This window comes from Paenibacillus terrae HPL-003, from assembly GCF_000235585.1.
Classification (GTDB): domain Bacteria; phylum Bacillota; class Bacilli; order Paenibacillales; family Paenibacillaceae; genus Paenibacillus; species Paenibacillus terrae_B.
In genome coordinates, this window is record NC_016641.1 from 1,036,810 (window position 1) to 1,052,083 (window position 15,274).

Below are 15,274 nucleotides of genomic sequence, written 5' to 3' on the forward strand. Positions count from 1 at the left end.
TTACAACTAATCTATATTCAAAGGGGAACGCTCGTCATGAATCGCAGCTGGATTTACGTTTTTATTGGTGGCCTTATTGAGGTCGTATGGGTCTCGGGTTTGAAGCACGCAGATTCTGCACTCGCCTGGATTGTAACCGTGCTGGCTATGATAGCCAGCTTTTATTTGATCATGAAAGCGGCCAGTCGTTTGCCCGTAGGCACGGTGTACGCTGTATTTACCGGACTTGGAACAGGCGGGACCGTTGTAGGTGAAATGCTGCTGTTCGGGGAACCGTTTCAATGGTCCAAAACGCTGTTAATCGCCCTTTTGCTGGCAGGTGTGGTCGGCCTGAAATTGGTTACTGACCGTGATGCTCAGGAAGGGAGTGGCGCATAATGGCTTGGATTGCATTGGTTATCGCGGGATGCTCGGAAGTGTTTGGAGTCATTGGCATGAAAGGCGTTACGACCGGCAAGGGCTGGAAAGCACTCATGCTCATGGTTCTATCTTTTGTCATTAGCTTCTCGCTGCTCAGCTACGCGATGAAGAGTCTGCCTATGGGAACTTCCTACGCAGTATGGACAGGCATCGGAACGGTCGGCAGCACGATTACAGGCATGTTCTTGTATGGTGAACAAAAAAGCGTATTGCGCGTCCTGTTCATCGCTATGATTCTTGCCGCAGCACTGGGTTTAAAGCTGATTTCTTAGCATTTTGCATAAATCCAAAGAGCGGCTTTCAATCAGCAATATATAGATCGGAATGATCCTGTCCGTCTATATATTGTACCCAAGAGCGAATGGAATCGAATGATGCAAAATGTTGATCTTAAAGGAGTGATGCCTTGTGATTACCACCGTAACGCTTAACGCGGCTGTGGATAAAATCTACACGGTTGCAGGCTTCGGTCTGAATGCCGTCCACCGGATCGAAGGTGGCCTGACGGTACCGGGCGGCAAAGGCGTGAATGCCGCCCGCGTCATTCGCACTTTGGGCGAGCCGGTGCGGGCGACGGGGTTTGCCGCCGGACACACCGGACGACTGCTCATTGACGGGTTGAGCGCAGAAGGCGTGAGCGCCGATTTCATCGAAACGGCGCACGGGGAAACTCGTCTCGCCATTACTGTGCTCGATCCGTCCACGCGCACGCAGACCGAGCTGATCGAAAGCGGCCCGACTATTGGGCCGCTTGAGCTGGCTGCGCTGCGACGCAAAATCACGACCCTTGCCGCAGACTCGGCTTGGGTCGTGTTCTCGGGCAGCCTGCCTCCGGGCTGCCCGCCGGATCTGTACGCCGAGCTGTGCACACTGGCGAAGGAGCGCGGCGCGCGAGTGGCGCTGGACGCCAGCGGCGAGGCCTTGCGCCTAGGGCTGCGCGGAAGGCCCGACCTCGTGAAGCCTAACGAGGACGAGGCCGCCCGCTTCGCCGGCATCGACGCCGCGCGCCCAGATGCCGCTGAAGCGGCGGCATCGCAGTTGCTGGAGGCCGGAGCGCAGCTGGCCGTCATCTCGCTGGGCGCGCGCGGGGCGCTGGCGGTGACGCGCGATGCGCGCTACCGCGTGAGCCTGCCGGACGCGGACATTGTCAGCGCGCTCGGCAGCGGTGACGCCATGGTCGCCGGGCTGGTCACCGGCGCGGCGGCGGGACTGGAGCTCCCGGCCATGCTACGGCGGGGAGCGGCCTGCGGCACGGCGGCAGCTTTGCACGCCATGGCCGGAAAGATTGAGCTCCAGGACGTGCAACGTCTGGAGCAGGGCATTACAGTGACGCTGTTGTAATCGGCGTCACTTTTTTCATGCAATCCAATATTCGTTTGTTCGAAGTTGCGAATGTTTGATGCTCGGAATGTCCTGTTCTCCGACTGACTTACAGCAAAACCCTGTTTTCCAGTATATTTTTCATACAAATATGCGACTTCGAAGGGCCTAATTTCACCAGTGAATCCTGAAACTCTGCAATTTCCTCTACCGACGCGGTTTGTACCTTGATGAGATAATTAAATTCCCCGCTGATGCGAAATAAATCGGTGACCTCTTTCGCTTCTCTACAAAAATCGACCAGTTCCTGGCAATACTCTGTCTTTAATAGAATAAACGTGGTCGTCCCACGATTCAGCTCCCGTAAATTAAATACAGTGCTATACCCGGAAATAATTCCTCGTTCCTCCAGCTTCATCATTCTTTCTTTAACGGAAGGTTGAGACATCGAGATTTCTTTACTGATCTGGGAAATAGATATCCGGGCGTCATGCTGAAGCAACTGCATAATTTTGTGGTCAATATCGTCTATGTGATGATGCATATCAAGCACCTCCTGTTTTAATTTTAAAAAATAATGTTTTTTGTGCGAATTAACTTTTATTTAATAACTAATATAGGTTAAAATCCTCACTTTTCATATATATAAACCGAATTATTATCCATATAATAAGGTGAAATTATATATAAGGAGAGATTCTAAGTGAGCGTGAAAGGTCTTGCACATGTGGCGATTCAAGCCCAGGATTATCAAGCAACCATTGCATTTTATACGGAGGTATTGGGTTTTAAAAGAGGACATCATTGGAGTCTGCCGTCTTTTCAAATTCGGGAAGCTTCCATGCTCATTTCACCGGATCAAATAACCTGTCTTGAGATTTTTGATAACGACGCAGTCATTCCTGCTCAAGGAAAAAAAGCTTCCTCCGAGGATGAAATTGCCCACGGTGCTTTGCTGCACTTCGCATTTTATGTGGATGATGTAAACGAAATATACCAAAAAGCCCTTGCTCATGGAGCAAGAACCTTTGTAAAACCGGATCAGCTCACGCTTGGTGAACCCCCTCTGGTGGTAAAAAACGCTGTGATCTACAGCCCCAATGGCGAGGTTATCGAATTTATCGAGGATGTAGATTTTGATATGTCTTATTCCAACTAAAAATAGCCAGCATCGTTATAAGCTCATGATTTCAAATTTACTGAAAAGTCCGCTTCCCTAGGAAGTGGGCTTTTTCATATTTCACTTAACTCCGATCTATGATCAATCTGCAAGAATTAAAACGATTTTAATAAAGGACCGATATATTGATAAGCTACTTTTTTCACCAACATGGATGGTCACGAAATTATATTAAGCTATGCAAAGGAGTAGATTACCATCTCAATTGATTTCAATGTGTATTGGTTTCATTTTAGCTCCGAACTGCTGATGCCGTTCTTCAGCTTGCTTGGACTGGTACTCATCTATTTTGGATTCAGAACGATCCGCCGCCATCGCTACCGCAAACGCCACTGGGTTCGTACCAAGGGGCAAATCGTTGATGCGCATATCGAAGTCGACGTTGATGTCGTTCCCTTTGACCGTGATGATCCGGTAGATACCAGCTACACCCGCCGATTGAAGGTACGCTTCTACACAACTTCAGGTGAAGTCGTAGAATTCTGGAATCCTTATAGCACCAATCTGAGCTTCAACCGAATTGGCAGAAAAATTAGCGTATTATACAATCCCGCAAACCCTCGGGATGCCCTAATCGCAGGCGGTGTGAATGGTGCAGGCTGTCTTGCCTTTATGCTGTTTCTGATCGGTGTTCCCTTCGCTTTAAGCGGGGTATTCGCTTTACTGAAGTTTTTCTTGTAACAAGGTTTGGATCATATGCTGTTCATAAAATTTACCGCCATATAAATAGCCAAACCTAAAATAATCAAGGCTGATATTTTATTAAGCACAGTGCCAAATCTTCCTTCTGAATCCATACGTCCTACAAGACGTCCGGCCGTCGCCAAACCAATAAACCATATCCACGATACCGATACGGCGGCTAGTCCGAAAGCCCAGCGTTCCCCACCATCATATTGGAGGGAGCTGGTTCCAATCACGCCCACGGTATCCAGAATGGCATGAGGATTCAGCAAGGATACCGACGCGGCAAAAATGATCTGCTGCTTCGGCAGCAGAGGCTGGCTTTCTCCCGTGGCAGCTGCATTCGACTTCCAAAGGGTCCAAGCCATATAGAGCAGAAACAAACAGCCTGCTGCATAGAGCACATTCGTAAGCCATAGGAAACGCTGCAAAATAAGGGATACGCCCCCAACAGCGAGCGCAATGAGGACGGTGTCACAGACACCCGCCGTAATAACGGCAGGCAGTGAATTGCGAAACCGTGACTGGGACGCCCCTTGGTTAAACACAAATACATTTTGTACCCCTAAGGGCAAAATCAGCCCCAATGCCAATAAAACGGCATGGATAATAGCTTCTAGCATGTTATGTACTCCCCCCAAATTCTTTACATAACTTCTCTCTCATCTTTCGCTACTCCCTTCCTGTCCTTGGTGTGATCCTCGTTCTGGATTTTCCTCGGTTTTCTGCACGTCTGGTACGTCTTGTATATGCTCCAATTGATTTACTGTAAGCTGATAATCCTGAGGGTTGTTCATATTGAAAACGGCTTGCTGCCACATTTCTAAGCTCGCTCCCGGCCAATCGTCCACTGTCGCATAACGAACGTTCAGGAGATCCAGCCAGTCAATCAGACGCAGACGACCATTACACAGGCATTGCTCGGCATAAGGCAGCACACTTCGATGATACATGCCCAGCAACGGATGTATACGCCCATCCACAGAAGTGATTACCGCTTGTAATGCTGATTCCGTTGGCCGGTTCAACAAGCCATTTCCACCCATCAGTGCTTGCTCCCCTTCCGCTTCTTGTTTCCTTTGGTCACTGGTTGTCTTTTGCACCGCTGCCCAGTCCGTTGTATGGGCAATCAAGGCACGTAGTACCTCTGGCTGCACGAAGGGCATATCACAGGCGACGACAATCCCCCACTCCGTGTTGGAAGCAGAAAGCCCCGCATGGATGCCGCTCAAAGGCCCCAAGCCAGGATACAGGTCTGTCGTCGTTTCCAGACCAAACCGTCTATACTGCTGCGTATCTCGGGCCACGACGATAACTCGTTGCGCTACTTGCCCTAGCACAGCGGATATTCTCTCCAGTACCGTAACTCCCCCAAGCTGGAGCATCGCTTTGTCCTGTCCCATTCTGCTAGATCGTCCGCCTGCTACGATAATTCCAGTCACCTCCACCATCACCATTAAACCTCCTTTTCCCAGATAAATTCTATCATTAATTATGAATGATTACAGAATAGAGCCATCACTTCGAGGATTTCCTGTTATATAAGTGGATTTCAAAAAACAGGGACAGCTCTAATCATAGCATCCAGAAAAAGAATAAAAAATGGCGATCCATCTGGATCGCCTGAAAATAGAAAGTACCTCTTTATCTCTTCATCTAGTTCATTGCTTTTTAATTCGTGAATTTAATGAGTTGCAAAAACCGTTTCAGTATGGAAGTCGCTTCCACCCGGGTCGCCTGCTGTTTAGGGGCGAGCAAGCCGGGGGAGACGCCTTTAATTAAGTCTTGCTCTGTAGCCTGTGCCATAGCCTCTTGAGCCCAAGAAGAAACAGCGGATGCATCGCTGTATATCTCTTTATATTTCTCACTAGGAGGGCCAGCATTCAGAATTTGAGCGTAATGCGCGGCCTTTTCGGTAATGACCACGATCTCCTCACGGGTAATCAACTTTTCTGGTCCAAATGACCGATTCCCGTAACCACGGATCAGACCGGCTTCCATTGCAGCTCCAACACTACCAGCATACCAGGCATTTTCTTTCACATCTGTAAAATGCTCTGTTAACGGCTTCTCCTGCATACCGAGCCCGCGCACAAGCAATGCCACAAATTCAGCTCTTGTTACAGCCCGATTCGGCTCAAAAATGTCAGGCTGAACACCTTTGACAATCAGCTTGTTTGCTAACATCTCCACATCTTTTTGCGCCCAATGGTTCTCCAGATCCTTAAACTTTTTGTCTGCTGAGACCACAGCATAAATGCTGTTATGATTTGACTTGATGATTGCTTCCGTATGTCCGTTCACCTTCCGGATCAACACGGGAACAGACGATAACGCGCCTGTCTTAGGATCGAACCATACGGCCGCTACGTGCTCAGGATCAACTTCATGATCCAGAATCAATTTCCGTTCCACGTAGTGACCGAAAAATTCAGTGATCTCGTGATCTCCGGCCATAAGCTTGAAATCAACCGGGTTTACCACAACACCCGCTAAACCCGTGTCAGCAATAGCTTGTCTTACTTGTGCACCATTTTCGCCTGTCAACGATGAAATTTCAACTGTCAGACTATCTTTTGGATATAATGAGACTAATTTGTCGACCAGTTCAGTAGAAAGAGTAAACTGGGCTGCTGCTGTTCGTATGCTAATCGGCAGATTTGTGCTTTCTTTCGCGTATTGTTCTATAAAGGCGGAAGGTATACTCACTTTTGCTGCTTCACTATAGCCAGAAGCATCCACCAACAGTTCTTTCTGGTCAACGTTTGTAACATTCAGCGCTTGGCTAGCGCCTCCATCATTCAAACCGATAAGTTGAATAGTACTGCTCTTATCGGATGCAATCTTAGCGTCTGCTATTACAACACCAGTCTTGTTCTCTGTTGGGGAAGCAGCAGACGAAGTATCCTGATCAGATGTTTCTTTATTCTTAGAACGATGTGGGCGCGTATCTAGGACGCGGAACGTCCAATCTTCTGGAGTATGCATTCCCACATACGGGTTCATTGCCAAATCCGTCAGTGCTCCCGAGGTAATTTCCAGATAGTAGGACTTCCCTTCCTTCAGTCCACCTGATAGCTCCATGTACGCTATATTTTCCCCGCCTTTTAACGTAAAATTCGAATTCCCGGCTCCGGATACCCGCAGCTCTCGCACTACAGCCCCACCCGAGGCTTCATGGAGTCTTACATACCCCTGGCCCCACTTCATCGGTTCATTAAACTCCATCATAAAGCCTGCAACTGGGCCCGATCCACTTAGCTCTGAACCTTCCGGTGATACTTTCCTTACCAGCTTCGGCGCTGTGACGTCTGCTGTCCGGAAGCTCCACGTGTTCTTGTCCCAAATTGCATTGTTTCCCTGGCCTGCACGGTCTACAAACATCCCCGAGCTGACCTCTACATAGTAGTCCGTACTATCCGTCAGCGGGTGATCCAGTTTCATCACCACACTTTGGCCACTGAAACGTATATCTCCCCCTGTAACTGTTCCTCCGCTTACGTTTATTCTTCCCACTTCGCTCCCATCCTGCCGATGCACGACAAGACGGCCTGCTCCCAGCTGCATTTCTTCGCTAAAGGCTATTCCCAAATCCGGCGTGAGCGTATGTGCATATTCACGGGGATATGTATAGATAGAATATGGGCGCTCATCTCGTACGCGGAACGTCCAATCCTCCGGCGTATGCATCCCCACATACGGGTTCATTGCCAAGTCCGTCAGTGCTCCCGAGGTGATTTCCAGATAATACGACTTTCCTTCTTCCAACCTGCCTGATAGCTCCATGTACGCTATATTTTCCTTGCCTTTTAGCATAAAATTCGAATTCCCGGCTCCGGATACCCGCAGCTCCCGCACTACAGTCCCACCCGAGGCTTCATGGAGTCTTACGTAACCTTGGTTCCACTTCATCGGTTCATTAAACTCCAGCATAAAGCCTGCAACTGGGCCCGATCCGCTTAGCTCTGTATCTTCTGGTGATACCTTCCTTACCAGCTTCGGCGCTGTGACGTCTGCTGTTCGGAAGCTCCACGTGTTCTTGTCCCAAATCGCGTCCGTTCCCTGTCCCGCGCTATCTACAAACATTCCTGAGCTTACCTCTACATAGTACTGGGTGTTATCCGTCAACGGGTGGTCCAGCTCCATCGACACGTTCTGACCACTAATATGGATCGTTCCCCCGAAGGTCGTACCTCCGCTCACGTTAATCCGTCCCGCTTCACTTCCATCTTCCTGATGCACCACCAGGTGGCCTGTACCCAGTTGCACCTCTTCACTGAATGCCATAAGCAGTTTTTCATAAAAAGAAACGCCGCTTGCCTGAGGTGAAAGCCACGTATAGTATGGGGGCTCGTCCATTTGCGCCTGCATATAGACCGATGAAATCACGCGGGCTGAAGCAGCGTCTTGGACAAACCCGTCAGACACTGATACATTCTCCGTCGCGTTGTTGCTTACGCTCTCCGATGCGAACGCTGCCGACACGTAAGGGTTTGCCAGGTTAAGCACCTGTGTTGTCAATACGCTTGCCTTAATCATTCGGTTTACATGATTCTTATTTCTTTTTTTCTTGCTCATATACATGCTCCTTTTATTTGGGTGTGAATGGAACAGTGAAATTCATGGATCTCACTCTTAATTTCCATATAATCTTGCTGACATTTCCATATGAAATCCCCGAAGTACAGCAGAATTTGCTCCCCTCTGATTAGAGGATTCCTACTGCTCTGAATGGCGTCCATTTTACTGTACAAAAACTCATACCGCATACGATGGCGAGGCAGAACATATATTTTGAAAAAACAATTACCTAATAATGAGGTGAACAAGTCGTCAAATTGCCCAAAGGACACGTTTAGCATATTGGCCTGCTTCAGACCCAACTTATGTTTGATGTCCAGCAGAGCATGGTGAATCTGTTCCATAATTGCATGAAAAGCCTCTTCATCCCGCTTAAGCTCTTCAATGCGTGACTTTAGAAACAAGAGATCGTATTCCGAACTATTGCTGGTTTGCAGCCACGAATTGTCAATCGGACCTTTTAGCCGCGTCTGGATTACCTCTTCCAAGTTCTGAAAAGATGTTCCTTGGATAGCAGCGCCTTCACGCGTTGTGTTTATAAACTCAGTTCCCTTCACTGTACTGATGTAAAACTCGATCTCTGTTTTCATTTTGATAAAAGAGTCTCGTGTAACCACCTGCTGGCCATGAACGCCCTGTACACGCGGCAAATCCGCACTAGCGGGAACACCTTCGGCATGAGTAATCCCTTCAGCATAATATTGCTCACTTCGATAAGCTAAATTTTGCCCTACAAACACAATAGGGTCTGCTTTCATCTGAATCAGACATTGGAGTGCAATGACCGCTACAGAAGGAGCGTCGTTAATAATCGTTGGTTTATTTCCCTCCGGTGTGCGCAATATGTGCTTGGACAGTTCGTCCTGAGAGATGACGATATGCATAAGCCGGCCTGGATAAGCATCAAGCGTGTTTTTACCAACTGTACTGCCGAAAATCAGCGGAATAGAATCGATCTGCTTATCAACTACCTTTTGGATCACATTAACATTGAAGTCACTCGGATCATAGCTGAACGTGCCATGCGGATAAATACCATGCTCCACCAGCGTGTTCACTGCCGACCCTACCGTAAACAGGTAAGCAAGATTATTCTCCCGAATATGGCGAAGGTGTTCAATTTCGTCGTTAAGCGAAGGGCCAGCAGATACAATCAGGACTGGCTTACCCGCAATATGGTCTGAGCCGGTGTGTAAAAAGTCTGAACTGTGCAAAATAAAAGGGAAATTATTCATGCTATTCAACGCCCACTTTTTTTCATAAACATGATTGACAGCCATTTTGTTCTTCTTGTGGGAAACCATTTTGCCTAACATTTCATTAAACTTCTTCAGTTCCTCGGCGAATATGGATCGGTAGGGGAGCCATGGGACAACTAGCACTCCGGATACCCGGTCAATCAACCTACGCATGATACTGGCCGTTTCGCCAGAAATGACTCCTACCATTACCTCTTCGACCATCTCGTCTGTCAACCAGTCGCTTTCATTGAGGTGCTGCAAAAAAATATTCATAACTGTAGTATCCGGCTCAATGATGGAGAAGCTGGTATTAGGATGCCTACGCAGAAATTCACGGATATGATACCCCAGTCCCACTCCAAAAAAGATAACGTGCGCTTGTGGCACGACTTCTTTAAAACCGGCAACAAATAATTCTGCTTCCCGACCAGGTTGCTCAGGGTGATGCAAATAATACGGCCGTCCCTCACGGATCAATACTACGTTCGGCTCGTTGGTTTCAGAAGTCAGCAGTTCACCTCCTTCTCCTGCTGGTAGCAGAAGAAGCCGAGGAAAACGGCGGTACAGAGAATTGTGTCCATGATGTTGTGATGCCATTTTTCATTCCTTTCTACCTGAGAACTTCGCAAAAACCAACAGTATATAGATCAAGAAGCTTTTGTTCGTCTATACACTTACTTTTGCAGAAATAGATTCTGATTTTATGAATTATCTACATAAATGTATTTTTATTTAAGAAAAAAATAATTCTAATTTCCCCTGATTATGGATTATGTATCGGTTATTACTCGCATAAAATTTAGACCTTAGAGGTCTTTGTAAATAAAAATCTAAACAGCGTACTGAATCAACCATATATAGACCGAAATTGCTTTATTTCGTCTATATGTCACCCTTTGTAGTGGCGAAGAAACAATTAAACAAAATATTAAGAAAATCATCAAATTTGTGTAAAATCACAGCAACTGAATATAAATAAATACATATTACATAATTGTTAATTTATTGGTTTGTTAACCCTTTCAACACATGATACATTGAATAAAGAACCTTCCCATAGATCGGCATCCTAAGCTTTATTCTCTACCGGGCTAAGAAAGGAATGGCTTGTCTTGCAAAATAGAGAAATTCAAGAGACTCCTCTATACTCCTTAAAGCTGTACAATTTTTTTCTATATGGAGCCATGGTCATTTTCTCCAGCTTCTTCCCGTTGTATCTGCAAGAGATCGGCATGGACAAGCTTGAGATCGGGAGCCTGATGGCGATTGGGCCTTTTGTATCGGTATTCGCGAATCCCTTCTGGGGATATACCAGTGACCGGAGCCGTAATCTTCGGCGTATTTTGCTGTTTATGATTGCAGGTACATTGCTGCTACTGCAAGCTTTATTTCATGTCCATACGTATGTCATGATTTATGTGTCGATGATCGGTTTTTATTTCTTCCAAAGTCCTTTGTTCGCCCAAAGCAACAGTCTCATTCTCAGCTACATTGAGGGCACGGACCGGAAATTCGGCTCCTTCCGCATATGGGGTTCCTTCGGCTGGGCTGTGACGGCGGCAGTAGCTGGCCTGATCATTGACCAAACGGGGATATCCAGCATATCCACCATCTTTACTGTGCTGCTTCTGGCTGCCTTGATCTGTACCCTGGCGATTCCACCACTGAAAAGCAGCGTTGAAACGGCAAGCATTCATTTGCGTGGCTTTGGCAGCATTTTAATGAACGGATACTTTATATCTTTCATTTTGTTGGGTATCTTGGTATCCATTCCGAATTCGATCAACAGCGCCTTTATGTCCCTGTATATCACCGAGTTGGGCGGGTCCAAACTTATGCTGGGTTTCGCTGTCTTTATGTCATCGGTATTCGAAATTATTGTTTTTTTGCTGTTCGACCGCTTTTTGAAGAAAAAAATGACGGTGATGGTCGGCTGTCTGGCCCTCGTCAGCTTGCTGTTTGCTTTACGTTGGGAGCTCATGGCCTTGGCCACGGACCCGATTCAGATCGTATTCATTCAGGCACTTCATTGCGTCACCTTCGGTGGGTACTTTTATGTAGGCACCCAGTTGACCGTCCTGTTCACACCGATAGCTTACCGCTCATCCGGGCAGGCCGTATATACGCTGACGTGGAGCGGGATATCTGGCATCGTAGCAGGCTTTGCAGGAGGCTGGCTGTTTCAGAATTTCGGTGGCGAAATGATGTACAATACAGGTGTCTTCTTTGCCTTGCTCGGCTTTGTAGGATTCGCCATCATGTGGTATATGCTGTACAAGAACGGTTACAAGCCCTATCATGCCGACGACCACAAACGAGCAGAAGAAGCCCCATAACAACATCTGGGGAATGTAACATCTTTTCTTCTCTTGCTTGCCCTTATAGACAGGGATGTCTAGTATCGCCAACTATCATGATATATGGAACCTGTGAGCGTAAAGTAAAGGAGTCTGCCGATGGCAGACTCCTTTTTAACTTGGTCGCACGAGGCTGCCATCCGTCCTACGCTTTCCAATAACCTATTGCTTAGGCAATTGGAAAGAGCTTTTCAGTGATACCACACGGTTGAATACAGGCTCACCCGGCTTGGAAAGCTTCGGATCGACACTAAAATAACCATGACGGAAAAATTGGAACTTGTCCTGCGATTGTGCTTCCTTCATATTCGGCTCGACAAAGCCGTGAGCAATTTCCAGAGAGTTTGGATTCAATTGGTCGAGGAAGGTTTTTTCCGTTGCATCCTCTTCAATCGCTTCCGGATCTTCTGCGTTAATCAAAGGCTCATACAGGCGGAATTCAGCAGGAACGGCCTGAGTAGCCTCCACCCAATGGATTGTGCCTTTGACTTTACGTCCGGTAAAGCCGGATCCGCTCTTGGTTTCTATATCATAGGTACAGTGGATTTCCGTTACATGACCATCCGCATCTTTAATGACATCGTTACATTTGATGAAATATGCATGCTTGAGGCGTACTTCATTGCCAGGGAACAGGCGGAAGTATTTGCTCGGCGGATTCTCCATGAAATCCTCACGCTCGATATAAATCTCACGCGAAAACGGAATTTGGCGTGTGCCCAGCTCCGGATTTTCCGTGTTGTTTTCCGCTTCCAGCATTTCAACCTGACCCTCAGGATAGTTCGTAATAACCACCTTCAACGGATCAATGACCGCCATCGTACGAGGCGCTTGTAGCTTCAAGTCCTCACGTGCAAAATGCTCCAGCACTTGCAAGTCGATCACGCCGTAGGCTTTGGAAATGCCCGTCTCATATACAAAGCTGCGGATAGCTTCCGGCGTATAGCCACGACGGCGCAAACCGGAAATCGTTGGCATACGCGGATCATCCCAGCCGTCTACATGCTTCTCATCTACCAGAAGCTTGAGCTTACGCTTGCTGGTTACGGTTTGAGCCAGGTTCAGCCGTCCAAATTCGTATTGGTGCGGTACCTTTTCCATCTCACATTCGGCTACAACCCAATCGTACAGCGGACGCTGATCCTCAAACTCCAGCGAACAAAGCGAATGCGTTACACCCTCGATGGCATCCTCCAGCGGATGAGCGTAGGAATACATCGGATAAATGCACCATTTGTCACCCGTGTTGTGATGCTCGGTATGCGAAATACGGTAAATCACCGGATCACGCAAATTAATGTTCGGCGAAGCCATATCAATTTTGGCACGCAGCACCTTTTCACCGTTTTGGTATTTCCCTGCACGCATTTCTTCGAACAGCTTGAAATTTTCCTCCACGCTACGGTCGCGGTAAGGACTGTTTTGCCCCGGTTCGGTCAGTGTGCCACGAGTTTCGCGGATTTGATCCGCGCTTTGATCGTCCACGTAGGCTTTACCCTTTTGGATCAGTAGAACAGCACGTTTGTACATTTCGTCAAAATAGTTGGAGGCAAAATGTTTTTCCTCCCATTCATATCCGAGCCACTTCACGTCCTCCTGAATGGAGTTTACGTATTCCGTGTCTTCCTTCGCTGGATTCGTATCGTCAAAACGCAGGTTGGTGCGTCCTCCAAATTCATCTCCCAACGAGAAATTGATCCAGATGGCTTTGGCATGTCCAATGTGCAAATATCCGTTCGGCTCCGGTGGAAAGCGTGTAACAACTTCCTTTACCTTACCTGTACGTAAATCCTCTTCAATGACACTCTTAATAAAATTGGGGGGAGTGATCGGCTTCTCCACGCTAATCAACCTTTCTTCCGTGTAATCTGTACAAAATTGGTTCCCTTAAATATACCCTTTCACACCACATAACTCAATAAAATGAAAAACCTTATGCCCTCTTCAGCCCAAAAAGTAACAAGTTATGAAAAAGAGTTAACATTTCTGACAAATAAATTCGTTATAGTGTATATATCTTTTATTTTATCCGGAAAAGGAGAACCCACCCGTGTTTAAGCTACTCATCGTGATCCTGCTGTCTATGCTGTTGTCCTCTTCCGGTATAATTTCCGGTCATCCTTCACCGGATCCGGCACCTGAACCCATACAATCTCGTCCGTTAGCCGTCGCTCCTGAAGACTCATCCGTAAAATTGTATGTTGAGGAGCCGTCCCAGGGGCTATTCCGCACAGCCACGTTGGAAATCGGCCAGCAGCGTCGTACATTCGTATGGTCAGGCTCGGCAGATATCGCCACCGCTCCACAGTTATACTACAAGGATGCCAACGGTGATGGAGTTCGCGAAGCCGTGGTCATCCTGACCCGCGCTTCAGGCACGGGTGTCGAATTGCAGGAACTTCATATCGTCAACGCACAGACCATGGAAGAGTATGCGGTTGAATCGGCGGCAGATGCCGTATCTCAGCGTGTCCATAGCAGTGTGGAGCTGCGTGACCACAACCAGCGGGTGCATATTGCAGTTACGATTGATGGCATCACTCACACGCTCAACCCAAAAGCATCGGCGTTTTACGATGATCCAGCCCATTTTACAAACCATCTCGATTTCAGCTCTGTCATCATGTACGATGCCGAGCAGCCCCCTCTGCGCGCTACCGTATCCGGCAGCGTGTCCCCAACCGAATTTGTAGGGGATTTGGAGCTGAAGTATGTATATGAGCATGGACGGTTCCGGGTGGGACCTATTGAGTTTGCAGCTTCCTCTCCATTTTGACGACTCTCGCAGAATAAGGTAGCATGGGATTAAATGCTAGACTGGCTGGTTTAGCGATTTTCCGAGTGAAAGAGGGGATCCATCATGTTTACATACGCGTTGGACGAACGCACCGTCCTTCGTCCGCTCACCAAGGAGCATGTGCAGCCTCTGTTTGAGCTGATCGAAATGTCCCGTGACCGCCTGCGTCAGTGGCTTCCATGGGTGGATTCCACCACGGAAATCAGCCACACAGAGCAGTTCGTGCAGAGCGCCTTAAAGCAAGTCGCAGAGAACGGCAGCATGACCGCCGGAATCTGGTTGGATAATGAGTTGGCTGGCATCATCAGCTACCATGAAATCAATTGGACTCACCGTTCGGTCAGTATTGGATACTGGCTTGGACACGGTTACGAAGGACAAGGTCTTATGACCAGCGCATGCCGCGTGTTCATCGAGTATGCGCTGATAGAGCTGGACCTTCACCGGATCGAAATCCGCTGCGCCACCACCAACCGCCGCAGCCGGGGGATCCCGGAGCGTCTAGGCTTCGTGCTCGAAGGTATTATCCGCGAAGCGGAACTGCTGCCTGACGGCTATATGAACCATGCTGTGTACGGCATGCTCCAAAGCGAGTGGAAACTGCTTCGGTAACCTTGCATCATAAGAAACAGCGCCGCAACCCGTTGAGGGTCTGCGGCGCTGTTTCTTATGAACGGCTTATAGGAGGCTATCA

General features: G+C 47.9%; 14 protein-coding genes. 8 read left to right on the forward strand and 6 right to left on the reverse strand.

From position 1 onward, the window contains the following. Positions 1 to 36: 36 nt before the first annotated feature. The 3 genes from HPL003_RS04870 to HPL003_RS04880 all read left to right on the forward strand — a co-directional run bounded on the left by HPL003_RS04870 (position 37) and on the right by HPL003_RS04880 (position 1,761). Complete coding sequence (locus HPL003_RS04870) at positions 37 to 378, forward strand: DMT family transporter (protein WP_014278502.1); 342 nt, start codon at positions 37 to 39, stop codon at positions 376 to 378. Beyond that, positions 378 to 692, forward strand: a complete 315-nt coding sequence (locus tag HPL003_RS04875) for a DMT family transporter (protein WP_014278503.1) — start codon at positions 378 to 380, stop codon at positions 690 to 692. The genes HPL003_RS04870 and HPL003_RS04875 overlap by 1 nt, the downstream gene beginning before the upstream one ends. Positions 693 to 828: 136 nt before the next feature. Continuing rightward, complete coding sequence (locus tag HPL003_RS04880; protein ID WP_014278504.1) at positions 829 to 1,761, forward strand: 1-phosphofructokinase family hexose kinase; 933 nt, start codon at positions 829 to 831, stop codon at positions 1,759 to 1,761. A gap of 88 nt (positions 1,762 to 1,849) precedes the next feature. Here HPL003_RS04880 and HPL003_RS04885 read toward each other — a convergent pair whose 3' ends face one another. Beyond that, the gene (locus HPL003_RS04885; protein WP_014278505.1) at positions 1,850 to 2,284 is read right to left on the reverse strand and encodes an Lrp/AsnC family transcriptional regulator; all 435 of its coding nucleotides are present in this window, start codon (positions 2,282 to 2,284) and stop codon (positions 1,850 to 1,852) included. A gap of 159 nt (positions 2,285 to 2,443) precedes the next feature. On the opposite strand from HPL003_RS04885, the gene HPL003_RS04890 reads away from it, so the two are divergent. Next, on the forward strand, positions 2,444 to 2,899 hold the full coding sequence (locus HPL003_RS04890; RefSeq protein WP_014278506.1) for a VOC family protein: 456 nt from the start codon (positions 2,444 to 2,446) through the stop codon (positions 2,897 to 2,899). Between the two features lie 237 nt (positions 2,900 to 3,136). Further along, complete coding sequence (locus tag HPL003_RS04895) at positions 3,137 to 3,601, forward strand: DUF3592 domain-containing protein (protein WP_014278507.1); 465 nt, start codon at positions 3,137 to 3,139, stop codon at positions 3,599 to 3,601. Positions 3,602 to 3,612: 11 nt separating this feature from the next. Here the strand turns inward: HPL003_RS04895 and HPL003_RS04900 are convergent, their stop codons facing one another. From HPL003_RS04900 to HPL003_RS04915, 4 genes are all read right to left on the reverse strand, one after another. After that, the gene (locus HPL003_RS04900; protein WP_014278508.1) at positions 3,613 to 4,227 is read right to left on the reverse strand and encodes a LysE/ArgO family amino acid transporter; all 615 of its coding nucleotides are present in this window, start codon (positions 4,225 to 4,227) and stop codon (positions 3,613 to 3,615) included. A gap of 39 nt (positions 4,228 to 4,266) precedes the next feature. Then, the gene (gene mobA, locus HPL003_RS04905; RefSeq protein WP_014278509.1) at positions 4,267 to 5,055 is read right to left on the reverse strand and encodes a molybdenum cofactor guanylyltransferase; all 789 of its coding nucleotides are present in this window, start codon (positions 5,053 to 5,055) and stop codon (positions 4,267 to 4,269) included. A gap of 220 nt (positions 5,056 to 5,275) precedes the next feature. Next, positions 5,276 to 8,182 (reverse strand): Ig-like domain-containing protein, encoded by a 2,907-nt coding sequence (locus HPL003_RS04910; RefSeq protein WP_014278510.1) that lies wholly within the window; start codon positions 8,180 to 8,182, stop codon positions 5,276 to 5,278. Further along, complete coding sequence (locus HPL003_RS04915; RefSeq protein ID WP_014278511.1) at positions 8,179 to 10,023, reverse strand: motility associated factor glycosyltransferase family protein; 1,845 nt, start codon at positions 10,021 to 10,023, stop codon at positions 8,179 to 8,181. Before HPL003_RS04915 ends, HPL003_RS04910 begins: the two co-directional genes overlap by 4 nt. A 515-nt stretch (positions 10,024 to 10,538) precedes the next feature. Here HPL003_RS04915 and HPL003_RS04920 point away from each other — a divergent pair. Beyond that, positions 10,539 to 11,762, forward strand: coding sequence for an MFS transporter (locus HPL003_RS04920; RefSeq protein WP_014278512.1), 1,224 nt, complete (start codon positions 10,539 to 10,541; stop codon positions 11,760 to 11,762). Positions 11,763 to 11,945: 183 nt separating this feature from the next. Here the strand turns inward: HPL003_RS04920 and HPL003_RS04925 are convergent, their stop codons facing one another. After that, positions 11,946 to 13,625 carry a glutamine--tRNA ligase/YqeY domain fusion protein gene (locus HPL003_RS04925; RefSeq protein WP_014278513.1) on the reverse strand — a complete coding sequence of 560 codons (1,680 nt, stop codon included), beginning with the start codon at positions 13,623 to 13,625 and terminating at the stop codon, positions 11,946 to 11,948. Between the two features lie 208 nt (positions 13,626 to 13,833). On the opposite strand from HPL003_RS04925, the gene HPL003_RS04930 reads away from it, so the two are divergent. Further along, positions 13,834 to 14,559 (forward strand): hypothetical protein, encoded by a 726-nt coding sequence (locus tag HPL003_RS04930; protein ID WP_014278514.1) that lies wholly within the window; start codon positions 13,834 to 13,836, stop codon positions 14,557 to 14,559. An 84-nt stretch (positions 14,560 to 14,643) separates the two neighbouring features. Next, a complete protein-coding gene (locus HPL003_RS04935) occupies positions 14,644 to 15,192 on the forward strand; it encodes a GNAT family N-acetyltransferase (protein WP_014278515.1) in 549 nt (182 codons plus the stop codon). Positions 15,193 to 15,274 lie beyond the last annotated feature (82 nt).